Annotated in this window: 24 protein-coding genes; 11 read left to right on the plus strand and 13 right to left on the minus strand. The window is 72.9% G+C overall.

The window, feature by feature from the left end; translation table 11 throughout:
• Positions 1–88: 88 nt before the first annotated feature.
• The 9 genes from Q0840_RS03750 to Q0840_RS03790 form a co-directional block, all read right to left on the minus strand.
• Entirely contained in the window at positions 89–292 is a 204-nt protein-coding gene (locus Q0840_RS03750; protein ID WP_298456617.1) for a hypothetical protein, read from the minus strand.
• Between the two features lie 29 nt (positions 293–321).
• Positions 322–1,218, minus strand: coding sequence for a type II secretion system F family protein (locus Q0840_RS03755; protein ID WP_298456619.1), 897 nt, complete (start codon positions 1,216–1,218; stop codon positions 322–324).
• The gene (locus Q0840_RS03760; RefSeq protein WP_298456621.1) at positions 1,215–2,081 is read right to left on the minus strand and encodes a type II secretion system F family protein; all 867 of its coding nucleotides are present in this window, start codon (positions 2,079–2,081) and stop codon (positions 1,215–1,217) included. Before Q0840_RS03760 ends, Q0840_RS03755 begins: the two co-directional genes overlap by 4 nt.
• Positions 2,078–3,415: a CpaF family protein gene (locus Q0840_RS03765; protein WP_298456623.1), complete on the minus strand. Its 1,338-nt coding sequence runs from the start codon at positions 3,413–3,415 to the stop codon at positions 2,078–2,080. Before Q0840_RS03765 ends, Q0840_RS03760 begins: the two co-directional genes overlap by 4 nt.
• Before the next feature lie 233 nt (positions 3,416–3,648).
• Positions 3,649–4,422 (minus strand): hypothetical protein, encoded by a 774-nt coding sequence (locus Q0840_RS03770; protein ID WP_298456625.1) that lies wholly within the window; start codon positions 4,420–4,422, stop codon positions 3,649–3,651.
• Positions 4,419–5,102 (minus strand): SAF domain-containing protein, encoded by a 684-nt coding sequence (locus tag Q0840_RS03775; protein WP_298456627.1) that lies wholly within the window; start codon positions 5,100–5,102, stop codon positions 4,419–4,421. Before Q0840_RS03775 ends, Q0840_RS03770 begins: the two co-directional genes overlap by 4 nt.
• Positions 5,103–5,139: 37 nt before the next feature.
• Positions 5,140–6,063, minus strand: a complete 924-nt coding sequence (locus Q0840_RS03780; RefSeq protein WP_298456629.1) for a hypothetical protein — start codon at positions 6,061–6,063, stop codon at positions 5,140–5,142.
• Positions 6,057–6,677: a hypothetical protein gene (locus tag Q0840_RS03785; protein ID WP_298456631.1), complete on the minus strand. Its 621-nt coding sequence runs from the start codon at positions 6,675–6,677 to the stop codon at positions 6,057–6,059. The genes Q0840_RS03780 and Q0840_RS03785 overlap by 7 nt, the downstream gene beginning before the upstream one ends.
• A gap of 213 nt (positions 6,678–6,890) precedes the next feature.
• Positions 6,891–7,775: a hypothetical protein gene (locus tag Q0840_RS03790; RefSeq protein ID WP_298456633.1), complete on the minus strand. Its 885-nt coding sequence runs from the start codon at positions 7,773–7,775 to the stop codon at positions 6,891–6,893.
• Positions 7,776–7,885: 110 nt separating this feature from the next.
• On the opposite strand from Q0840_RS03790, the gene Q0840_RS03795 reads away from it, so the two are divergent.
• Both Q0840_RS03795 and Q0840_RS03800 read left to right on the plus strand, forming a co-directional pair.
• On the plus strand, positions 7,886–8,353 hold the full coding sequence (locus tag Q0840_RS03795; RefSeq protein ID WP_298456635.1) for a Mu transposase domain-containing protein: 468 nt from the start codon (positions 7,886–7,888) through the stop codon (positions 8,351–8,353).
• Positions 8,354–9,521: 1,168 nt separating this feature from the next.
• Complete coding sequence (locus tag Q0840_RS03800) at positions 9,522–10,022, plus strand: universal stress protein (RefSeq protein ID WP_298456637.1); 501 nt, start codon at positions 9,522–9,524, stop codon at positions 10,020–10,022.
• On the opposite strand, the gene Q0840_RS03805 is transcribed toward Q0840_RS03800, so the two are convergent.
• A complete protein-coding gene (locus Q0840_RS03805) occupies positions 9,985–11,118 on the minus strand; it encodes a cation diffusion facilitator family transporter (protein WP_298456639.1) in 1,134 nt (377 codons plus the stop codon). The two genes, Q0840_RS03800 and Q0840_RS03805, sit on opposite strands and share 38 nt — an antisense overlap.
• Entirely contained in the window at positions 11,115–11,468 is a 354-nt protein-coding gene (locus tag Q0840_RS03810; protein WP_298456640.1) for a metalloregulator ArsR/SmtB family transcription factor, read from the minus strand. The genes Q0840_RS03805 and Q0840_RS03810 overlap by 4 nt, the downstream gene beginning before the upstream one ends.
• A 168-nt stretch (positions 11,469–11,636) precedes the next feature.
• Here Q0840_RS03810 and Q0840_RS03815 point away from each other — a divergent pair, with 168 nt between their 5' ends.
• From Q0840_RS03815 to Q0840_RS03825, 3 genes are all read left to right on the plus strand, one after another.
• Positions 11,637–11,981 carry a YnfA family protein gene (locus Q0840_RS03815; RefSeq protein ID WP_298456642.1) on the plus strand — a complete coding sequence of 115 codons (345 nt, stop codon included), beginning with the start codon at positions 11,637–11,639 and terminating at the stop codon, positions 11,979–11,981.
• A 194-nt stretch (positions 11,982–12,175) separates the two neighbouring features.
• Positions 12,176–13,402 carry a toxic anion resistance protein gene (locus tag Q0840_RS03820; protein ID WP_298456644.1) on the plus strand — a complete coding sequence of 409 codons (1,227 nt, stop codon included), beginning with the start codon at positions 12,176–12,178 and terminating at the stop codon, positions 13,400–13,402.
• Positions 13,403–13,404: 2 nt separating this feature from the next.
• Entirely contained in the window at positions 13,405–14,190 is a 786-nt protein-coding gene (locus Q0840_RS03825) for a hypothetical protein (protein ID WP_298456646.1), read from the plus strand.
• A gap of 40 nt (positions 14,191–14,230) precedes the next feature.
• Here the strand turns inward: Q0840_RS03825 and Q0840_RS03830 are convergent, their stop codons facing one another.
• Positions 14,231–14,851, minus strand: a complete 621-nt coding sequence (locus tag Q0840_RS03830; protein WP_298456648.1) for a hypothetical protein — start codon at positions 14,849–14,851, stop codon at positions 14,231–14,233.
• A gap of 128 nt (positions 14,852–14,979) precedes the next feature.
• Here Q0840_RS03830 and Q0840_RS03835 point away from each other — a divergent pair, with 128 nt between their 5' ends.
• The gene (locus Q0840_RS03835; RefSeq protein WP_298456650.1) at positions 14,980–15,459 is read left to right on the plus strand and encodes a DUF2243 domain-containing protein; all 480 of its coding nucleotides are present in this window, start codon (positions 14,980–14,982) and stop codon (positions 15,457–15,459) included.
• Positions 15,460–15,499: 40 nt separating this feature from the next.
• Positions 15,500–16,309: a cytochrome c oxidase assembly protein gene (locus Q0840_RS03840; protein ID WP_298456652.1), complete on the plus strand. Its 810-nt coding sequence runs from the start codon at positions 15,500–15,502 to the stop codon at positions 16,307–16,309.
• 55 nt (positions 16,310–16,364) lie between these two features.
• Here Q0840_RS03840 and Q0840_RS03845 read toward each other — a convergent pair whose 3' ends face one another.
• Positions 16,365–17,429 (minus strand): glutathione S-transferase family protein, encoded by a 1,065-nt coding sequence (locus Q0840_RS03845; RefSeq protein ID WP_298456654.1) that lies wholly within the window; start codon positions 17,427–17,429, stop codon positions 16,365–16,367.
• Positions 17,430–17,551: 122 nt separating this feature from the next.
• Here Q0840_RS03845 and Q0840_RS03850 point away from each other — a divergent pair, with 122 nt between their 5' ends.
• The 4 genes from Q0840_RS03850 to Q0840_RS03865 all read left to right on the plus strand — a co-directional run bounded on the left by Q0840_RS03850 (position 17,552) and on the right by Q0840_RS03865 (position 22,293).
• The gene (locus Q0840_RS03850; protein WP_298456656.1) at positions 17,552–18,325 is read left to right on the plus strand and encodes an LLM class F420-dependent oxidoreductase; all 774 of its coding nucleotides are present in this window, start codon (positions 17,552–17,554) and stop codon (positions 18,323–18,325) included.
• Positions 18,304–20,475 (plus strand): metallophosphoesterase, encoded by a 2,172-nt coding sequence (locus tag Q0840_RS03855; RefSeq protein ID WP_298456658.1) that lies wholly within the window; start codon positions 18,304–18,306, stop codon positions 20,473–20,475. Before Q0840_RS03850 ends, Q0840_RS03855 begins: the two co-directional genes overlap by 22 nt.
• 199 nt (positions 20,476–20,674) lie before the next feature.
• On the plus strand, positions 20,675–21,538 hold the full coding sequence (locus tag Q0840_RS03860) for a metal ABC transporter substrate-binding protein (protein WP_298457204.1): 864 nt from the start codon (positions 20,675–20,677) through the stop codon (positions 21,536–21,538).
• Positions 21,535–22,293, plus strand: coding sequence for a metal ABC transporter ATP-binding protein (locus tag Q0840_RS03865; protein ID WP_298456660.1), 759 nt, complete (start codon positions 21,535–21,537; stop codon positions 22,291–22,293). Before Q0840_RS03860 ends, Q0840_RS03865 begins: the two co-directional genes overlap by 4 nt.

Consider the following 22,293-nt stretch of genomic DNA (forward strand, 5'->3'; position numbering starts at 1 on the left):
CAGGCGCCGTGGGCTCGGCGCGTGCGATCGCATCCGGCGGTTGGCTGCCGGAGCGCGAGACGTCGTCGCGGTCATGAGTGAGCCGGGTTCAGGTGATCTGGTCGACGCGCCGCTGCACCGCGGCGGTGATGGCCACGACGAGCATCGTCGCCACCGCGATCAGGCCGAGGACGATAATCACGATTTCGAGGGTGGTGGCGCCGACGTCGTTGTCGCTGAGCCGGTCACGGACCTGCCTGCGCAGGGTCGCGGTGTAGCCGTTGAGGATGATCAGGGCGGCGAAGGTGTTCACGGTGCTCTCCCTTGGGTGTCGTGCGCGGATCAGCTGAACAGGATGCGGGCGAAGGCGGGGTAAGCGATGAGAGCCATGAACGCGACCCCCAGCAGGGCGACCGGCACGACCATGTGCTCGGAGGCGGCATTCGCCTTGGCGGTCGTCGCGGTCAGGAGCTGGGTGCGCAGCGACGCGGCGCGGGCCCGCAAGGTGGCGTAGACCGCGGCGCCGTCGTGGCTGGACAGGCGCATGATGTCCGCCAGGTCGCCCAGCTCGGGGACCCCGGTGCTCTCAGCTAGGTCAGTCAGGCCCCGCCATGACGGTTGGCCGCTCAGCTGGGCACGCAGCAGTGCGTCGCGGATCCGCTCGAACTCCCGGGTCGTGCCGATGACCGCGGCCCGGTCGAGGGCTTCGGTGGTGCCCGCGTCAGCGGCACGTTCCAGGGCGACGAGTTCGAGGTACACGCAGGTGGCGCGGCGCAGGTCCCCCCGGGCCGCAGCCGCCCGGTGGCGCACATCGATGTCGGGGACGACGAACAGCACGCCCCCCAACGCCAGGGCGAGGGCGACCGGGATCGCGATCGGCGGATGGACGCCCATCGCGGCGGCGGCGCCGGCCAGGACCGTGGGGAACGTGAGCCCGAGGAGGGCGTAGCCGACCTTGCGGGCAGCGAGATCCTCCGGTGCCTGGTCCACCATGCGCAGGTCCGCGGCGTACCGGCGAAGGCCCAAGGACTCGACGAGCTGGGGTAGGACCCGGCGCCAAGCGGCGACGAGCAGCCGCGACCGGCCGGCGCGGACGGGGGTCGGGGTCGGTGCCGTGGGTGTGTCCAGGCGGGCGAGCGCCGCGTGCAGGTGCGGGGCCGACGGGACGAGGCCTGCGACGACAATCGCGACGCCGCCGCCCACCAGGGCGCCGGCGAGCAGGACCGGCCACAAGTTCATGGGCCCTCCACTCGTCGACCGGTGAGAAATCGCGGCTCGGGCGGGGACAGGGTCAAGGCGCGCATCCACGCCAGGCAGCCGATGAACGCCGTGGCGATGGCGGCCAGCACCAGCTGCCCCAGGGGCCCGGCGTACGGGTTGAGGTAGGTGCCGTTCAGTGCGCCGACCGCCACGACGCCGAGAGTGATGAGGGTGACGGCACGGGCCGTGGTGCGCGGCTTGGCGCGTTCTGCCTCGACCTTGCGGCGGACGGCGACGTCCTCGGCGACCGAGTCGGCCACCGCGGTGAGGACTCGAGCTAGGCCGGGTCCGCGCCGCCGGGATGCGAGCACGAGGGCCGCGACGACGAGGTCCGCTGCGGCGTCGTCGACGTCGTCGGCGAACGCCCGCAGCGCCTGCTCCGTGGGCCACCGGGCGGACAGCCGCGCCACCAACGCCGTCACCTCCGTGGTCAGCGGGGGCGGGCAGGTGCGCAGGCTGGCGGTCAGTGCCTGCTCCAGGCCGACGCCGGCGACGAGGATGTCGGACAGTCGCCGGGTCCATTCTTCGATCGCCTCGACCCGACCGATCCGCCGGGCGGAGACGGCGCCCGTGGTGAGCAGGACCGGCAGCCCGACGACGGTCGTGGTGACCAGGGCGCCGGCGACCGGCCACCCCGAGACCGCCCACATCAGCAACCCGGCCCCACCGGCCACCGGCCAACGCCAGCGCGCCCAGCCGGGACTGGGCGACCGGCGAGGACGCCGACGCCGCACCGTGGCGGGCGCGCGAGGTGGGGCGGCAGTGGGACGAGCCCCGAGCACCGCCAGGAGCAGCCCGATCGCCGCCAGTGCCCCTGCGAACGCGGCGAGTGTCGTGGTCATCGCGGCGCGCCGACGCCGAGGGGGGTGGACCAGGTGCCGCTGCGGTGGTCGAGGAACGTCGGGTCGAAGCCCACCCGGACAAGGTCGCTCAGGCTTTCGGGGCGGTGGAGCGGGACGGCGCGACCGTCCGGCCCTGGTCCGAAGACCGCGGTCGTGGCGGGGCGAGATCCTTCGCCGAGCCCGTTGATCTCCACCACGTCAGAGACGAATCGGTGCCTGGGCCCGCCGGTCGCGGACTCATCGACCAGGGTCAGGTGCACGACGAGGTCGACCGACCCGGCTAGCAGCCGGTAGGCGAACGCCTCGGTCATCGACACCCCGGCCGACAGGCACAGCGTGACGATGCGGTCGATGGCGTGCTGGGCGGTGCGGGCGTGCAAGGTGCACAGTGACCCGTCGCCGGTCGACATCGCCTCCAGCATGGGCAGGACCTCGGGGCCGCGGACCTCGCCGACGATGATGCGGCGCAAGTTCATCCGCAGCGCGTCCGTCAGCAGATCCGTCAGCGTGATCGCACCGGCACGGCGCCCGTACCCGTCCGTTTCCGCTGAACCCTCCCTGCCCTCCATCGCCACCACGCGCAGGTGGCGGTGGCGCATGTCGTGCAGGTGCAGCTCGTACTCCTTCTCGATGGTCGCGAACCGCTCCATCGGGGGGAACTCATTGGCCAAGGCCCGGATCAGCGTCGTCTTGCCCGCGTTCTGCAGGCCCGTGACGATGATGTTCTTGCCCGCGCCGATCGCCGCCCGCAGGAACGCTGCCAGCGCGGTGTCCAGGGTGCCGAGACGGACCAGGTCGTCCAGATCGACGTCGCGCACGCGGTGCCGGCGGATCACGACGTGCGGGCGCGGGGTGGTCCAGGCCATCGCGGCCAGGCGCGACCCGTCGTCGAGCCGCAGATGCAGGGACGGATGGGCGGAGGAAAAGGTGCGCTCTGCTGATCCGCTGCGAGCGGCCAGCAGCTGGACCATCTCGATCAGCTCGTCGTCGGAGTCGGCCACCGAGGGGCCGCGGCGGTCGCGACCGTCGGCGTAGGACACCCAGACCGAGTCGTGCCCGTCGACCTCGATGTTCTCCACGTTCGGGTCGTCCACGAGCGGCTGTAGCCGGCCCAACCCGAACAAGTCGGCCATCACCGCGGCGGCGATGCCCATTTCGGTCCGGGCAGACCACCGGTCGACGCCCTCTCGTACCTGGGCCCGTGCACGGTCGGACAGCTCCTCGGCGACCAGCGACCGGGCCAGCTCACGCCGCGAGCCGTGATCGGTGATCTGCTCGACCTGCAGGCGGGCGGCGAGGCGCTCGGCTACGACGCGGCGAACCTGCCGCACCACCGCGGGATCCGGTGCCGGCGGACCAGGCAGCACGTCACCGCCCAGAGCGGTCAGGCTTGCCGGCACAGTGGAGGCAGGCGACGGGCGACTGGGCGCCGAGGCCCGGTCGCCTGACGTGCCGTCGCCGGTCCACTCAGGCTGGGCAAGGCGCGCGACGTCGATGTGCCTGGAGGTGCCGTTGCTGTGGGTCGCGCCGTGGTCGGGCACCCTCGGGATGAGCGGGTCGAGGCGGGTCATGACGGCGTCCCCAGGCGGATCGGGGCGACCGCGTTGCGCAAGTGGTCGGCGGCTTCGCGGGCCGATCGCAGCAACGGCGAACGGTCGAACCGCCACCCGGTGGTACCGGCTGCGAGAAGTGCCCGCGCCGCCCATAGGTCCGTGGCGATCACCGGCAACCGGTCCACGTCGAGCTCGGCGCCGACCTCGCGCGCCGAGTACGGGGCGCCCTCACCGACAAGGATGGCCGTCGTCGTGGCGCCCGGCCCACGGGACTGGCGCAACTCGCGCAGCGTCGCCGTCGCGGCGCTCACCGACGCAAGGGTCGATGTCAGGACCACGGCGACCAGATCAGCTTGCTCGAGCAGCGGTGTCGGCTCGTATCGGTGACCAAGGCGACCGATGTCCACCACCACATCGGTGTGCACCGCATCAAGCCCTGGTGTGGCATCAGCCAGCAGCTGCCACACCGGGGCGAGAGGTCGAGCCTGCGCGGTCGCGGTCAAGCCGGTCAGGACCAGCCGACGCGCTTCGCGGTCTAGGGCAACGGCGTGCTCAAGCACGGTGTCCTCGGTGGCGAGCTTGCGTTCGGCGGCGACGGCCAGAACGCCGCCGCCGGCCGGTACGCCCGCCTGGGCGTAGCCCGGCACGATGCCCGAGCCTGCGACGTCGGCGTCAACCACGAGCACGCGCCGGTCGGAATGGACAAGCGGCCACACCCAGCCGAGCGCCAGCGCGGTGGTGGTGACCCCGGGCGCTCCGGTTGCCGAGCACAGGGCGAACAGGCTCATGAGTCCTCCCCGGACGGCAGGAGGACCAGGGCGAAGCGTCCGGTCGCCGCGCGAGCTGCCAGGTCAGGCCCGTCCCCATCCGCGGCGATCACGTCGACGACGACCACCCCGTTCATATCCGGTGTTCCGACTCGCGCCACGGTCACCTCGAATGACGAGGGGTCGGCGGACGGCGGGTCAGCCTGCTCGGGCGGGGTGTCGACCACGAGCAGCCGGTCCCCGGCGACGAGGCCGCCGGCCGGAATCCGCGACGGCTCGAGAGCCAGCGGCACGAGCACCTGGCCCGGCCCGGGCGGACCGGTCGCCACCACTTGACCCGGTGCGAGCACCGACCCGGCCACCAGACCGACCGCCGCCACCTGCCCGACCAGGGTCGTGGCGTCATCTGACGCGATGGCCTGAACCGATGGGTCGAGGGAGACCTCTGCGACGGTCAGGTCCTGCGCCGTCAGCGTGGCGCCGTAGGGCACGTCGCGGGCCACCACCACGACCCCCGTCCGCTGACCTGCGGAGGCCACGAGCCAGACGGCGACCAGTGCGCCGACCATCGCCAGGGCGACACCGGCCACGATCAAGCCGGGGCGGCGGCGACCCCTCGGCGCCACGACCACCGGGGCGCGCAGCGCTGGGGCGGCTTGGCCGTTGGTGGTGGCCGGTGCGTGGGATGTGCTTGTCGCCATGATCGTGCTCCCGATGACGGTTGCCCCGCGGAAGATGTCAGCTCGTGACGAGCACCTGCAGCTCGCCGATGCGCACGGTGGTCGATGACGACCGTGTGACGGTCAGGGAGCCGGAGGCCCCACCTCCGGCCCAGGTGACGTCCCACGTCGCCGTGCCGGTCACCGTGTAGGCGTCGTTCGGCTGACCGGCCGACGGCCTCTCGTAGACGTGATCGCAGGTCGGCGACTCGATACCGCCCTCGAACCACGGGGTCCCCGCGTTCGGGCACACGACGGTGTTTCCGTCACCCATGTCCCACTCGATCTTGGTGACTTGCGCAGTTGCGGTCACCGACAGCCCGGGGACCGACGCAGTCGCTGAGTTCGGGCCCCAGGTGGTGGGTGAGACCGCGGTCCACAGCCACACCGGCACCCCGACCAGACCGGCGCGATCGGGCGGCACCGTGATGCCGATTGCCGGACCCGCCAACTGCATCTGGTCCACCGCGCGGGTTGCGAGTTCAGCCGGTGTCACCGTCACACCGCCGTAGCCCGGTGGCGCCGCCGGCAACCACGTCCACCCGCCGTTCGTGCCAGGGACTCGGTCGTAACAGCTCACCTGGTACATCGCGCCGTTGGGGTAGTTGCCTCCCCAGAGCGGGTCGTCGCCGGGCGGTTGAGGAGTGAGCAGCATGTAGTAGCAGTCGTCCACGCTGTTGAACCACCCGAAGACATCGTTGAAGCAGGGAAGGACCTCACCGGTCCGATCGATAACGCAGGTACGTTGCTCTGCGCCGCCGCTGCTGGCACCGCTGTCCTCATCCGAGACTGGGGTTCGCCCGGGGGTCCGAGGCGCCTCCACCTCCACCCAGCAGATCTGGGTGCCCGGATGGCAAGCGACAGGGGGACCGTCGGCCGCAGTGACGGCGGAGGTCAGAGCTACCAGAACACCAAGGCTGCGGCGAGCCAGGGTGCTCAGCACGGTGCATCCCGGTCGACGTCGGAGCTCCGAATCGTCCAGCGGCCGTCATAGAAGTAGGCCGTCGACGTCGTGAGCACGCGCGGGCTTTGCTCTGGGGGAGCAGCTGAATCGCCGGTGGCTGTGTATATCGGCTGCCAGTCGCTGACATCGACGCAGTCGGTGATCACCGCGGTCGGAGTCTCGCCGAGCGCGATGTCCGAGACGGCGGGGTCGAGTATCGGCGCGCCGACGACAGCGATCCCGTTGGACTGGAGGGAGTGGACGCTCGCCCGGACGTCCGCCAAGGCCGTGTCGACCGCGAACATTGCGAGGGCCGGTGCTTCTGCAGCCGACGGATCTGCGAACGACCCGGTCTTGGCGTCCCAGTAGCCGCGGTAGGCCTCGAGGATGCCTGCCTCTGCGGCGGCGACTGCCGGGTCCACGGTCGGCGTCGGCGTCGGCGTCGCACCCACGGTCGGCGAGGAGGCGGCATTCGGTGTCGGTGTCGGTGTCGGTGTCGGTGTCGGTGTCGGACCAGGATCGCCGCCCGTGGGGGAGCAGGCAGTGAGGAAGGCCGCGGCCCCGACGAAGAGCGATACCGCGACACTGCGGATCTGCGTCTGATGCCTACTCATCGGCGATCACCGTTCCCCAACGGTTCGCGCGCCATCTCTGGGCTGGTCGTCGGCCCGACCGGCTGACCCATTGGACACCCTTCAGCGCTGGAGCAACAGGGGCCAGGTTGAACGGCACTCCGCGCAGGCCGGGGTAGTAGTGACCTCATGTCAATAGGTAGGCGCGTCGCTCGACAACCGTGCACGTGTCGGTCATCGACGTGTGGAGAGAGGTCAGCCTGCTGTTGCCTGTGGATGACGTTCGGCCGCGTACCGCTGCGTCGTCGGGGCTTTGATACTCGTGCCTGAGCGGGAGCGGGAGCGGGTCGCTTGCAGCGCGCTTCGGAGGCCAGCGTCGCGGAGGGCGTCGTCCCCGAGAGTGAGGAGCGATGGAATCAGGCCGGGTGCCTCCGCGGTACCTCGAAGGGCGAGCGCGAGACGACGTGCCTGCCAGGGCGGAACCTCGAGCTCAACCGCGAGGAGTCGCCAGCCCACGATCGTGCACCTCGGGTCGGGGGTGGTCGGCATGCAGAGCACGGCGTCGACGATGCGCGCCGCAATGGTCCGGTCCCAGCCCGCGTCGACCAGTGCCGCTCCGACCTGAACCAAGAGCTGTCGCCACGCGAGGCCGGCGGCAAGGTCGACGGGCACGCACGCGGGCTCCCAGCCCGTCGCCGCGAGGGCGTCGAGAGACGTGGCCGGCGCCACCTCCCCGTTCCGCGCCGCGGCCGCGAGGCTCCTGCCGCGCCGCTCCTCGGTGGCATACGTCGCCGAGACGATCTCGCCGAGAACCGCGCGTCGGGCCGCCTGCCAGAGCACGCCCCATGGCGAGGCGGCTGTTCGCAGCGACGGCTTGGTGAGGCTCACCCATGCCGTCTCCCAGGCCGTGGCCTCAGCCTGTGAAGCGGCCGCTCCGCGCATGCCCGCGTCGATGACCAGCGGCCGAACGATCTCCGTTCGGACGTACTCCAGGAGCGCGGTCGCCGCGGGCCCATCCCACCCCTCGGAGTCGATCATCGCGAGGACATCAAGCAAGCCCTGACGATCGCGAATGATGCGCTGCGTTGGCGTGGCCAGGGCACCAGCCTCGGCCATCGTCGTCGTGTGGTTCTTCCTCATCGTCGCCTCCCATGTCGAACGGACACGGGAGACGCTTCTCAGGGTGTATAGCCGCGACGATGACGGTTACGACCCCGCAGTTCACGGTGCGATGACGGGTGGTAACGGCGATGACGGAGATTCTGTTCGTCATCGATGACGGGGCGGAGCGAGCTGTCGTCATTGAGCCGAGCGTCTTCCGGGAAGCGCCCGTCATCGTCGCGGCTATTGACCATGCCCTGGCCGCCCGCCCGTTTCGACGGCGATCGGGCCGCGATGGTGCCCTTGCCGCCGGTAGCACGGGCCTGTTGAACCGGGTGCGGCTGGGGCGCGACTACTGCGTTCGGATCGCGTCGAACGACTTCAGCGAGGATCCACGCACGATCGGCCCGTTCGTCGACGTGCTGGCTACGTCCATCCGTGTTCTGACGACGTGCGACGGGCAGGTCGCGGCCGACCAGGCCCGCTGCTGGGTACCAGAGTCAGGATCACCGACCTCGCCACAAGGAGGTGGCCGGGGTGCTGAGAACGGGCCCTCGCCGAACGGCGCCGCACCGCGGCTCGGACCACCTGCGCGCACCCCGACGGGCGGGTGGTGACGTCCGGGCACTGCCGGACCGCGATGCACTGGTTGACGTCGACGCCGCCGGCGGGGCCGGCATGGAACCACGAGAGGAGCGTGCCGCGACGTGCTGGCGCAGCTGGCGACCAGCAACTTCCTGCTCAAAGCCGAGAGCGTCGTCCTGCTCGGCCCCTCTCAAGATCGGCAAGCCCCACCTGGCCGTCGGGATGGGCATCAAGGCCCGCCCAAGCAGGCTGTTCGACACCGCGACCAACTGGATCGCCCGCCTGGGTACAGCCCGAACACGCCGGCGCCCTGGATGTCGAACTGGAGAAGATCCGCCACTACAAGTTCACCATCACCATCATCGTCATCGACGACGTCGGGTACATCCCGTTCGACACCGACGCCGCGAACCTCTTCTAGCGGCTCGTTGCGTCCCGCTACGAGCCGGGCTCGATCATGGTCACCTCGAACCTGCCCTCGGACGCCGAGGCGAGCTCTTCGGCGACGATGTCGTCGCCGCCGCCATGATCGGCCGCCTTGTCTACCATGCCGAGGGTCCTGGCACTGTCCGGCGACTCCTACCGCATCCGCCCGCCGCGAACTATTCGCCGAGGTCCGCGACAACTGACCCCAGGTGGTCACCTTCTCGAGACCCGCAGTGGGGCAAGACTCGGGGGGCGCTGACAGCATGGGCCGCGCGGCCGAAACGGACGCGGTGGCCAGTCGCTGGCACGCCCGTGGGCTCTGCGGCCGCTTCGTGGCCGCGCGTTGCTTTCCGGATGCCCGAGCCGGAGACAGGCCGACTGGACACTTAATGGACACTTTTCGCCGGCGAGCAGCCGCCAGACCGCACTAGATGGGTCCATCTGAGGGTTAGCCTGGAGGTCCCTCATCGCATCGATCTCGGCGTCTGCCCAGGTCAGCGCGAGACGGGTCGAGCGAAGTCAAGATTCCCTGAGCGTCGCGCCTCGGCGCAGCGATTCAGGGGGTCAGGGGTTCGAGTCCCCTCAGCTCCACCATCGGTACCGACGAAGGCCATCCCGGCTCCTCCACGGAGGGCCCGGGGTGGCCTTCGTCATGTGCATGGAGTCCCGCTCCGGTCCGCGCCTACAGTGGATGGCCGGTGACGGGTGCCGGCACCGCCCTGCGGGAGGCCTGCGATGCCGATGCGCCACGTCCCACAGCCGGGTCCCAGCCGGATGACGGAGTTCGCCGGCCACCCCGCGGTGGTGGGCGTCGTGCCGGGGCAGCCCGACCTGGTCGTGCTCACTGCGGCATCGTGGGTGCGGGCCGTCGGGTCGCCGACCCTCTACTGCGCGTACGTCGATCCGGCCCGGTACACGCACGAGGAGCACGACGACGGCACCGTGCGGCACCTGCCGATCGACCCGGACGGCGACGACGACTGGCGCCGCACCGACGCCCACCTGCGCAGCCATCTCGAGCGGGTCGTGCGACCGGCGGACGTCGAGTGGACGTTCCGCTACCTCGCCGGCCGCGTCGACCGGGCCCTGACCCATCTCGCGCGGGCCGTCGACGCCGCGGTGATCATCGTCGGCGCGCGAGCCCCCGGACCGGGGGCCAGGATGCGCGAGGTCGTCGAGGGCTCGGTGGCGGTGCGCCTCACGGCGCACCAGCACCGTCCGGTGCTGACCGTCCCGCTCAGCGTGGTGGACTGGAGGACGAGGACGCCGTGGTAGCGCGCCGCTGGTCCGGGGCGTCGTCGGCGGGCCGGGCGACCACGTCCACGGCGTCCAGGCGGGGCAGGGCACGCCGCAGGGCTCCGGTGACCCGCAGGTCCAGCTCGACGAGCTCGGTCACGGAGGTCGCCGGGCTCACGGTGACCCGGGCCAGGGCGTGCAGGCGGTGGCCGGTCCACCGCAGTCGGAGGTCGTTGACGCACTCGATCCCGGGCACGGCCAGCACAGCGGTGTGCGCGCGGTCGACGAGATCGGGGTCGACGCCGTCCAGCAGGCGCCGACCGACGTCGCGGGCGGTGCTCCACAGCAGGACGGCGATGGCGGTGGCGATCAGGAGGCCCACGACGGGGTCGGCGAGCGGGAAGCCCGCCCAGACGCCGATCACCCCGGCCACGACCGCCAGGGAGGTGAAGCCGTCGGTGCGGGCGTGGATGCCGTCGGCGACCAGGGCAGCCGAGCCGATGCGGCGGCCGGTGCGGATGCGGTAGACCGCGACGGCCTCGTTGCCGGCGAACCCGATGACGCCCGCGGCCAGGACCCACCCGAGGTTGTCCAGCGGCTGGGGGTCGAGCAGCCGGTCGATCGCCTGGACGGCGGCGAGCACCGCCGACAGGGCGATCATCGCGACGATGAACAGGCCGGCGAGGTCCTCGGCCCGGTGGAACCCCCAGGTGTAGGTGCGTGTCGCAGCGCGACGGCCCAGGACGAAGGCGATCCACAGGGGGACGGCGGTCAGCGCATCGGAGAAGTTGTGGATCGTGTCCGCCAGCAGCGCGACCGATCCGGAGATCGCGACGACGGCCAGCTGGGCGGCCGCGGTGGCGGCCAGGACCGCCAGGCTGATCTTCACCGCGCGGATGCCGGCGGCGCTGGCCTCCAGGGCGTCGTCGATCGAGTCCGCAGCGTCATGGGAGTGCGGGACGAACACTCCGTGCAGCCACCCCCGCAAGCCCGAGGGGTGGTCGTGCGCATGGTCGTGGTCGTGGTCGTGGGCCCCGGCGTGGTCGTGGGCGTGCGCGTGGTCGTGCGGCTCGCCGTGCTGGTGGGGGTTGTCGGGGACGTGCCCACCGCTCCAGCCGCGAGGGGTCGCGCTCACGACGTCTGCTCGTGGTGGTGCGGTGTCGGGTCGACCGCGTGCTCGGCCTGCTGGAGCCCGTCGGTCACCAGCCGCCCCACGTGGTCGTTGATCAGCCGGTAGTGGACCCGGTTGCCGTCCTGCCGCGCCGCGACCATCCGAGCCAGGCGCAGCTTGGCCAGGTGCTGGGACACCGACGTCGGCGACCTGTCGACCACCTGCGCCAGCTCGCCCACGGTCAGCTCTCCAGCCAGGAGTGCCAGCACGATCCGGACCCGGGTCGCGTCGGCGAGCATGGCGAAGACCTCGACCGCGATCTCCACGTAGGCCGGGTCGACCCCGGGCGCCGCTGGCTGCGTATCTTCGTGCATGCACACACTCTAGGAGACGCGTGCCCGGACCGGCCGACCGGGGGCGCGGGTGCTCGGGCGCTCCCGCGACCACGTCGGGACGAGCCGGAGCCGAGCGCTGGAGCAGCCTGGTCGGTCGCGGTGTCCCGCACCCGGGGGCGCGGGCCCGGGGTCTGCGACGATCCCGCCATGACCGACGTCGTGCGCTCCTTGGTCCTGTTCGTCCTCGCTGCGTTCGCGGAGATCGGCGGCGCCTGGCTGGTGTGGCAGGGGGTGCGTGAGCACAGGGGCTGGTTGTGGATCGGCGCAGGGGTGATCGCGCTCGGCATCTACGGCTTCGCCGCCACTCTCCAGCCGGACGCGCATTTCGGTCGGATCCTGGCCGCCTACGGGGGTGTCTTCGTCGCCGGGTCGCTCGCGTGGGGCATGGTCGTGGACGGGTTCCGCCCCGACCGGTACGACGTCCTCGGCGCGCTCGTGTGCCTGGTCGGGGTCGCGGTCATCATGTACGCGCCGCGGACCGCCTCGGCGTAGGTCGTCGTCGAGGCCGCGCCGGCCGCGCCCGACGTCGCGCGCCGACGCCTCCGCCTGACCCGACGGGTCAGGCCGGCCGAGGTCGTGCGCAGCGTCCCGGCAGGCGACTCGCGAGAGTGTGTCGACATCCGTCGCACGTTCTCGAGTCTGGACTGAGAGAATCGGCTCGGACCCCGAGTGCTCGAGGAGTGCACATGCCGAACCCGCGCGACCCTGGCCGGAACGAGCCGTCGGAGCTCGAGGGCCGCTTCGAGCTCGAGCCGCCGTCGCCGACGGTCGAGGTCACCGTGCACCAGCCGGAGAAGGTCGGCGGCATGGTGCTCGTGGACGCCCAGACGCAGCAGAAGCACGCCGAGACGGCGGAGTCCTTCCTCGACGACCTGCTCGGCACCCCGCTGCACAGCCCGCAGTTCCAGACCAAGCTCGACGGGCTCACCCGGCTGGGTGAAGGGACGATGCGGCAGGCCGGTGACTCGGTCAACCGGATGCTCCAGCGACCGGCAGCCGCTGTGTCCGGCAGCGGCGCGGGCCCCGCCACGCGCACGGGCACGTCCCTGGCCGAGCTGCGGCGGATCGTCACCGAGCTGGACCCCAAGCGGCACGACCTCACCGGCGCCCGGCGGACCTTCAAGCTCCTGCCCGGCGGCAGCAGGGTCCAGCGGTACTTCCAGAAGTACGAGGCCGCCCAGGAGCAGCTCAACGCCATCACGAAGGCCCTCAAGGGAGGCCAGGACGAGCTGCGGCAGGACAACGCCGCCATCCAGACCGAGCGCGACGCCCTGTGGCAGGCGCTGGGCCAGCTGGCCGACGTGGCGGTCCTCGCCCGCCACCTGGGCGACGGCCTCGAGCAGCGCATCGCGGGCCTGCGCGCCCGGGGGGAGATCGACGACGCCACCACGCTCGAGTCGGACGCCCTGTTCTCCGTCCGCCAGCGACATCTGGACCTGATGACCCAGATGGCGGTCGCGGTCCAGGGATACCTGGCGCTCGACGTCGTGAAGAAGAACAACGTCGAGCTCATCAAGGGCGTGGACCGCGCCCTGGACACCACCATGGCCGCGCTGCGCGTCGCCGTCATCACCTCCCAGGCGCTGGGCCAGCAGCGGATCGTGCTCGCCCAGGTCGATGCGCTGAACGCGACCACGTCGGACATGATCGTCGCCACCTCCCAGCTGCTGCGCGCGCAGGGCACCGCCATCCAGCAGCAGGCGTCGCAGGCCACCCTGGACCCGGAGAAGCTGCAGCAGGCGTTCGACGACGTGTTCAGCGCGATGGACGAGATCGACCGGTTCAAGGCCGAGGCCACGCTGTCCATGAAGCAGACCGTGACGGTGCTCGAGGCGCAGGTGAGCCGCGCCAGGCTGCAGCTGGAGCGCAGTCACTCCTCGGACGCCGCCACAGCAGAGCTCGGAAGGAGCTGACCGTGTCGCGACTGACGTTCGGCAACGTCGTCAAGGTGACGGCCGTCCTCGTCTTCCTGCCGCTGCTCGCGTACCTGGTGCTCGTCATCGGCACGGTGCGCAAGAACGTCAGGACGGCGCTCGAGGGCCTCCTCTACGCCGGAGCCTTCTCCGCGGCGGTGCTGCTGCCCGACTTCTGGGGCCCGCCCGCCCTGCTCGCACTGACGGCCATGGGCACGTCGGGCGTGCGCTCCTGGCACCTGCGAGACCTGTGGCTGCCAGCGCGTCGCCGGTGGTGGAAGCGCGACCCGGCCGAGACGTCCGCCGTCGACGGGCCTGCCCGGGCGGGGCACGACGTCGCCATCGAGGGGTCGGACGGGCTGCCGTCGGCGATCGCCTGGGTCCGCAGGCATGCCGACCACAACCGGCACCGCCTGCCTGCGGACGCGCACCGGGCCGTGCTGCAGATCTGCGGGGTGCTCGACGCCGTGATCGCGACCGAGCAGCGTGACCACACCGCCGACCCGCGGTTCGAGTACGAGCTGGATGCCCTGGCCCGGCGCTATCTGCCGGCCGTGCTGAAGAACTACCTCGCGATCGCGCCGAGCAGGGTGCATGAGCGCCAACCCGACGGGCGCACCCCCGACGAGGAGCTGACCGAGCAGCTGCGGATCCTCGCGGGCCAGGCCGACGCCCTCTCCGCGAGCCGCCACCGTCGCCTGACGGCGGAGCTGAGCACCTCCGGCAACTTCCTCCGGGAGAAGTACGGGCACCTCCAGCCCGACGCCCCCGACGCCCACGTCCGGTGACGTCCGTCGCGGCGGCGGGTCGCGCGCCGAGCCGAACGGGTCAGGCCCGCTCGGGCGTCCGCCCTGCGGCGGGTCTGCGGCCTGCGGAAGGCGCCCGGTCACCGGAGGGCGCCCGGTCAGCGGCGCACGGCCGGACCTGGAGCACCTGAGCAGGTTCGCCGTGGCGCCTGATGACGCGCCCGCCGCGCTCGAGCAGCACGCTGCCGGTGTCGGCCATGACCAGCCGGGACGCGATCGTGCCGCGCCAGCCGACCCAGCGCTCCTCGCGCACCGGCCGGCTCAGCTGCCCGGCCAGCCACCGCACCGCGAGGTCGGCGGCCCGGCCCTCGCTGCCGGGCGCGACGTCGGCCACCAGGACGTCAGGTCCGCGCAGGTCGCTGTGGTCGACCAGCAGCGCCTCGGTCTCCCAGCAGCCGGTCAGGCGCGGCCGGTGCAGCATCACCTGCAGGTGCGCCTCCCCGTCCTCGAGCCCGGGGACGGCGACCGTCAGCACCGTGCCGGGCTCGTCGCCGAGCCAGCGTGCGGGGAAGGCGCGAGTGGCGCCCGGCGCGACGAGCGGGCCGAGGAGTGCCGGCGCGGCGCCGCGGGCCCGGTGCGTGAAGGGGTCGTCCGCCGGCACCCGGGGGCTGGCGGGCCGGAACCACTCCGACGCGGTGGACATGTCCCCAGTGTGCGACCGCGCGGCGGCCGGACTCCAGGACTTTCGGCGACCGGATCGGCTCCGCCCACCTGCCCGGTGCCGCGTCGCTGGCTAGCGTGGGCGGTCCGCCGACACAGCCGGGAGCGACGATGACCGGACCGACCACCGACGACCCGCAGCCGCCCGACCGGCGGCGCTCGCTGCTCGTGGCCGGTGCGATCGGCGTCGGGCTGATGGCGGCCGTCGACGAGATCGTGTTCCACCAGATCCTTGCGTGGCACCACTTCTACGACCGGTCGACGCCGGAGGTGGCGGTGCTGTCGGACGGGCTGCTGCACTCGGTCGAGCTGGTCCTGCTGGTGGCGGGGTTCTTCGGGTTCGCGGACCTGCGCCGGCGCGGCGCGCTGCACCGGTCCGCCGGCTGGGCGGGCCTGCTGCTCGGCGCCGGGGCGTTCCAGCTGGGGGACGGCGTCGTCGACCACAAGGTGCTGCGGGTGCACCAGGTGCGCTACGACGTCGACCTGCTGCCCTACGACGTCGCCTGGATCGGCGCGGGCGTCCTGCTGCTGGCGGCCGGTGCGGTGGTGGGCGCTCGCGCCGCCCGTCCGGAACGCGCCAGGCGCCGATGACGTCGCCGGCGAGCGCACGGCCCGCCTCGGCCCGGCGTCGGTGAGCCACGGCTCGACCGCACACGTCGACCCGACCGGGTGGCTGCCGGCCGTCGCCCTGCTCACGGTGCTGGTCGGCGGCTACGCGGCGACCGCGGTGCGCGTGGGCGTCCGGACGGGGCGTCCCTGGAGCGCGCACCGGGGCGCCGCGTTCGCAGCCGGCGCGCTGGTGCTGGCCTTCGCGGTCTCACCGGGGGTGGCGCTCGTCGCCCCGGACGCGGCGCGGGCCCACATGGTCCAGCACGTGCTGCTCGGCATGGTCGCCCCGCTCGGGGTGGTCCTCGGGGCGCCGCTCACCCTGGCGCTGGCGGCGCTGCCGGTCCGGCGCCGACGCACGGCGACCGCGCTGCTGCGCACCCGTGCCGTGCACGTGGTGAGCCATCCGGTCACGGCAGCGGCGCTGCACGTCGGCGGGCTCGCAGCCCTCTACCTGACGCCGCTGTACAGCCGCGCGCTGGCCGAGCGGTGGCTGCACGACGTCGTGCTGGTGCACGTCACCGTGGCCGGGTGCCTGTTCGCGTGGTCGCTCGTCGGTCCCGAGCGCGCGGCCCGCGGTCCCGGCCCGGGCTGGCGGGTGGGCGTGCTCGTCGTCGCCTCCGCCGCGCACGGGTCCCTCGCCAAGCTGCTCTACGCGCGCGCGCCGGCGCTGCCGCCGGGCAGCCCGCACAGCGGCGAGGAGCTCCGCGCCGCGGCGCAGTGGATGTACTACGCCGGCGACGTCGCCGAGGTGGCCCTGACCGTCGCGCTGCTGGCGACCTGGTACCGACGCGGCGCCCGCCACATCGGCGCGCCGGCGGTGGCTGGCCGGTGAGCCGCGCCGGGTCGGCCGCGGCGACCGCCGACGGCGTCGGCCCGGCCCGTCGCCGTCAGGCGGCCGACCACCCGGCGGGCGTGTGCTCCACCGGCACCAGCTCGGCGGGACGGGGCGGCCCGGGCGGGGTGCCGTCGCCGAACGGCCGGCCACCCAGCTCCTCGCGCCCGTGCGGCGTCAGCCACCCGGACAGGTCCGGACCCGACGGGACGATCTGCGTCGGGTTCAGGTCGGTGTGGACCACGTAGTAGTGCCGCTTCACGTGGTCGTAGTCGATCGTGTCGCCGAAGCCGGGGGTCTGGAACAGGTCGCGCGCGTACGCCCAGAGCACCGGCATCTGCGACAGCGTGGACCGGTTGCACTTGAAGTGGCCGTGGTAGACGGCGTCGAACCGGGCCAGCGTGGTGAAGAAGCGGACGTCCGCCTCGGTGATGGTGTCCCCGACGAGGTAGCGCTGGCCGGCCAGGCGCTCGCTGAGCGCGTCGAGCCGGTCGAACAACCGGGTGTAGGCGCGCTCGTAGGCGGACTGCGAGCCGGCGAACCCGCACCGGTAGACCCCGTTGTTGACGTCCTTGAACAGCACCGCGCTGATCTCGTCGATCTCGGCGCGCAGGTGCTCGGGGTACAGGTCCGGCGCGCCGTCGCGGTGGTGCGCGCGCCACTGGGTGGACAGGTCGAGGGTCATCTGGGCGTAGTCGTTGGTCACGACCTGGCCGGTGGTCACGTCGACCAGAGCCGGCACGGTGATGCCGCGCTCGTAGCCGGGGAACCGGGCGAAGTACGCGTCCTGCAGGCGCGGGATGCCGAGCACCGGGTCCACGCCGTCCGGGTCGAGGTCGAACGTCCAGCTGCGCCGGTCGTGCGTCGGCCCGCAGATCCCCAGCGAGATCGCGTCCTCGAGCCCCAGCAGGCGGCGCACGATGGACGCGCGGTTGGCCCAGGGGCACGCGCGCGAGATCACCAGGCGGTAGCGGCCGGCCTCGACCGGGTAGCCGTCGGCGGCGTCGGTCGTGATCCGCGTGGTGATGTAGTTCGTGTCGCGCGTGAACTCCTGCCCGGAGGTCACGTACGCGCCGGTCGTGTCGTGCTCGGTCGTGGTGCTCTGCGACTGCGTGCTCATGCCCTGGTACCTCGGATTCCGGTGCGTGCGGTCCGCCCAGCCTAGGCAGTCCCGGCAGCTCCAGCCCCGCGACAGGGCAGCCCTCGGGCGCGGGGGCGACCCGGTGCGTAGGCTCCGTGGCCATGAGCCACCCCATCCGGATCGGTGTCCAGATCCAGCCGCAGCAGGCCGACTACAGCCAGATCCGCGACGCCGTCGCCCGGGCGGAGGACGCCGGCGTCGACGTCGTCTTCAACTGGGACCACTTCTTCCCGCTGTACGGCGACGCGGACGGCAAGCACTTCGAGTGCTGGACGATGCTGGGCGCGTGGGCGGAGCAGACCAGCCGCGTCGAGATCGGTGCGCTGGTCACCTGCAACTCCTACCGGAACCCCGAGCTCCTGGCCGACATGGCGCGGACCGTGGACCACATCTCCGGCGGACGCCTCATCCTCGGCATCGGTGCCGGCTGGTTCCAGCGGGACTACGACGAGTTCGGCTACGACTTCGGCACGGCGGGCAGCCGCATCGCCGAGCTGGGGGAGGCCCTGCCGCGGATCAAGGCCCGCTGGGCGACGTCGAACCCGGCGCCGACGCGTGACATCCCCGTCCTCATCGGCGGCGGCGGGGAGAAGAAGACACTGCGCCTGGTCGCCGAGCACGCCGACCAGTGGCACTCGTTCGCCGACCTGGAGGTCCTCCGGCGCAAGAGCGGCATCCTCGCCGAGCACTGCGAGGCGGTCGGACGAGACCCGGGACAGATCGAGCGCTCCGTCGGGGTCGAGGGATCGCCCGGTGACCAGGCCGAGCAGCTCGTGGAGGCCGGCGCGACCCTGTTCACGATCGGCATCGGCGGCCCGGACTACGACATGTCGACCGTGCAGGAGTGGGTCCGTTGGCGGGACGCACGAGCCTGAGCAGCATCGGCAGCGCCCACGGGAACCGGGGCCGCGAGGCGGCACGGCGCCTGGGGGCCCGCCTGCGCCGCGTGCGATGGGGGCGGGCCGCGCTGCTCACCGCGGTCGCGTTGCTGGCCGCCCTCGTCTTCGGCGTCACCACGGCGTCGGCCGATCGGAGCCTCGGCCCGCACGAGGCCCGGTACGCGGTCACGACGGACGACCTGGTGACCATCGACGTCGGGCCGCTGGGCACGCTGGAGATCCCGTCCCCGCTGCCGCTCACGCTCGGCGCACGGGTCACGGTCAAGGAGATCCCGGCTGCGGTGACCGCCGTCGACCCCGCGAGCACGGTCCGCGTCCTCGGGCAGGACCTGCAGAGCTACGTCCAGTTCTTCACCGCTCCGCAGGCAGCGATCGAGGACGCCGCCTGGGCGCTGGTCGCCGACGCCCTCGAGCGGACGGTGCTCGCGTTCGTGACCCTGATGGTGGCCGGAGCGGTGCTCACCGCCCTGCTCGGACCCGCGCGCCGTCGTGAGCTCGCCGCCCGGGTCGGGGGCCGTCGCGGCGACATGGTGCGGGTCGCGGTGATCTGCCTGGTCGTGGTGGTGACCTGCGTCAACAGCGTCGACCAGGTCGCCCGTCAGGGTGAGGGCCGCCGCGCCTCCGGGGTGTTCGCGGGGACGCCGCTCGAGGACGCGCGGATCACCGGGCGGCTGTCCGGGATCATCGACACCTACGGCGCGATGGTCGTCGACGCCTACCGGGACAACGAGCAGTTCTACGACCGCGCCAACGCGGCGGTCGCCGAGGCGTGGGACCAGCGCGCACTGACGCTCGCCGTCACGGAGGGCGACGACCTCGGTCCGGTGCCCGGTGGCCCGGGCGTCGAGCCGTTCGTGGGCAGCACGACCGGTGCACCCGACGACGGCGTCGTGGACCCGGGCGGCGACGCGGTCGCCACCGGCGCGGCCGGTGGCGACGCAGCACCGACGACGCCGGCGCCGACTCCGGCGCCGACGCCGACGCCGACGCCGACGCCGACGCCGACGACGGACGCCCAGGTGCCGGCCGACCAGGTGGCGGCCGACCAGGCGCCCGGCGACCAGGCGCCCGGACCGGACGCGGGCCCGGGCGGCCCGGCCAGGCCCCCGGCCGAGGACGACGCCACGGGCGGGCTCGCGCGGCCGGCCGCGGGGCCGACGTCGGCGGCGTTCACCGAGCCGGCGGAGCCGGTGGACCCGGTCGTGATCGTCCTGGTCAGCGACCTGCACTGCAACGTCGGGATGGCCCGGATCATCCGGACGGTCGCCGAGCGTGCGGACGCCGACATCGTGCTGAACGCCGGCGACACGACCGTCAACGGCACCAGCGTCGAGCAGTACTGCGTGACGTCGTTCAGCCAGGCCGTTCCTCAAGGAGTGGAGCGGGTCGTCGCCGACGGCAACCACGACTCCCTGGAGACGGAGGACCAGGAGCGTGCCGCGGGCTGGACCGTGCTGGACGGCGAGGTGGTGACCGTCGACGGTCTGCGCATCCTCGGCGACCGCGACCCGAACCGGACGCAGATCGGCGGCGGCACGACCCCGGTCTCGACCGAGTCGCCCGCGGAGGCCGGCGCCCGGCTGGCCGACACGGCGTGCGAGGCGGGCGGCGTCGACATCCTGCTCATCCACACCCCGCGGGTCGGTGACGCGACGCTGCGTGAGGGCTGCGCCGACGTCCAGCTGTCCGGGCACCAGCACCGCAGGTCCGGGCCGCTGCAGGTCGGGCAGGGCATCCGGTACGTCAGCTCCACGACCGCCGGTGCGACCTCCGGCGGTGCCACCGTCGGGCCGCTCAACGGAATCGCCGAGCTGACCGTGCTGCGCTTCGACCCCGATCGCGGCCGGATGATGGACCTGCAGGTCGTCCAGGTCATGCCCGATGCGTCCGCGGTCGTCGGGCCGCGTGAGCCGTTCCCCACGCCGCAGCCTGTGGACGAGGCCACCGAGGGCACCGACCTGACGGGCGAGCCGACCGACGGTCCCCCGCCGACCGGGGGCACCGAGCCGCCCGGCGGCACCGATGCGACCGAGAGCACCGGCGCGACCGGCGGCGCCGCGCCGACCGGTCCGGTCAGCCCCACCGCACCGGGTGCGACCTCGCCCGCGTCGACCGCACGCCCCTAACGCTGCCGCGTTAGAGTTCGGTATGCCGAACTTCGGCCCTCACCTGCGTCGACAGGCCGGCCGGGCATGCCCGCCGTGCGCCCGCCCCGGCGGGTCGCCCGGTCGCCCGGGCCCGGGCGTGCCCCCCACCGGGGCGGTGCTCCCCGGCGTGCGGATCCTCGGCGTGCTGCTGACCGTGCTGTCGCTCACGGGATGCGCCCTGCCGCCGTCGGCCACGGCGGTGCCCGACCCGCCCGACGACCGCCCGGTGGTGCTCACGACGTTCACGGTGCTGGCCGACATGGCGCGCCAGGTCGCCGGCGACCACGTCCGGGTCGAGTCGATCACCGACGTCGGCGTCGAGATCCACGGTTACGAGCCGACCCCGGACGACCTGCGCCGCGCCGCCGACGCGGACCTCGTGCTCGACAACGGTCTCGGCCTCGAGGCGTGGTTCGAGCGGTTCGTCGCCGGTCTGGACGCCCCGCACGTCACCGTGAGCGAGGGCGTCGCGACCATCCCGGTCGGATCGGGAGGCATGCAGGGGCGGCCCAACCCGCACGCGTGGATGTCGCCGGATGCGGCGATCCGCTACGTCGCGAACATCGCCGACGCGCTGGCGGACCTCGACCCGGTGCACGAGGGTGCCTACCGGGCCAACGCGGCTGCCTACACCGCCGAGCTGCGGGCCGTGCGCGACGCCCTGGTCGACCGGCTGGACCGGCTCGACCCGGCGCGGCGCGCCCTGGTCACCTGCGAGGGCGCGTTCTCCTACCTGGCGCGCGACGCCGGTCTGGCGGAGTCCTTCCTGTGGCCGGTGAGCTCGGACGCGCAGGGGACGCCGCAGCAGGTCGCGCGGGCCATCACCTTCGTCCGCGAGCGTGACGTGCCGGCGGTGTTCTGCGAGTCGACCGTGTCGGACACCGCGCAGCGCCAGGTCGCCCGGGAGACGGGCGCCGCGTACGGCGGCGTCCTGTACGTGGACTCGCTGTCGCTGCCCGGCGGCCCGGTGCCCACCTACCTGGACCTGCTGCGCCACGACACCGAGGTCGTCGCCGCCGCGCTCACCGGGGCGGCGTCGTGACCGGCGCCTGGTCCCACGCCACGGCGCCCGCGATCGACGTCCGTGGGCTGACCGTGCGCTACGGCGACGTGCTCGCCCTCGACGACGTGACGATGGAGCTGGGCCGCGGACGTGTCGGGGGACTGATCGGCCTCAACGGCTCGGGCAAGTCCACGCTCATGAACGCGGTGATGGGCATGGTCCGCGCCGCGTCGGGCGACGTCCGGGTGCTGGGCAGCACGCCGGCGGAGGCGCGTCGCGCGGGTCTGGTCGGGTACGTGCCCCAGGCGCAGGACGTCGACTTCACCTTCCCGATCAGCGTGCGCGAGGTCGTCACCACCGGGCGCTACGGCCGTATGGGCACGCTGCGCCGGGCGCGCGCGGACGACGTCGCCGCGGTGACGGCCGCGCTGGACCGCGTGGACCTGGCCGCGCTCGCCGACCGCCAGGTCGGGGAGCTGTCCGGCGGCCAGCGCAAGCGCGTGTTCGTGGCCCGGTGCCTCGCCCAGCAGGCGGCCGTGCTGCTCCTCGACGAGCCGTTCGCCGGCGTCGACCGGCGGTCCGAGGCCGGCATCACCGCCCTGCTGCGCGAGCTCGCCGCCGAGGGCCGGTCGGTGCTGGTGTCCACGCACGACCTGCAGACGCTGCCCGCCCTCGCCGACGACGTCGTCCTGCTCGGCACCCGGGTCCTGGCGACCGGCCGGCCCGACGACGTCCTCGCGCCGGACCGGCTGGCCCGCGTCATGGGTCTCGAGCCGCCGGCGGCCGCGCGATGA

Source organism: uncultured Cellulomonas sp. (genome assembly GCF_947494015.1).
Taxonomy (GTDB): Bacteria; Actinomycetota; Actinomycetes; order Actinomycetales; family Cellulomonadaceae; genus Pengzhenrongella.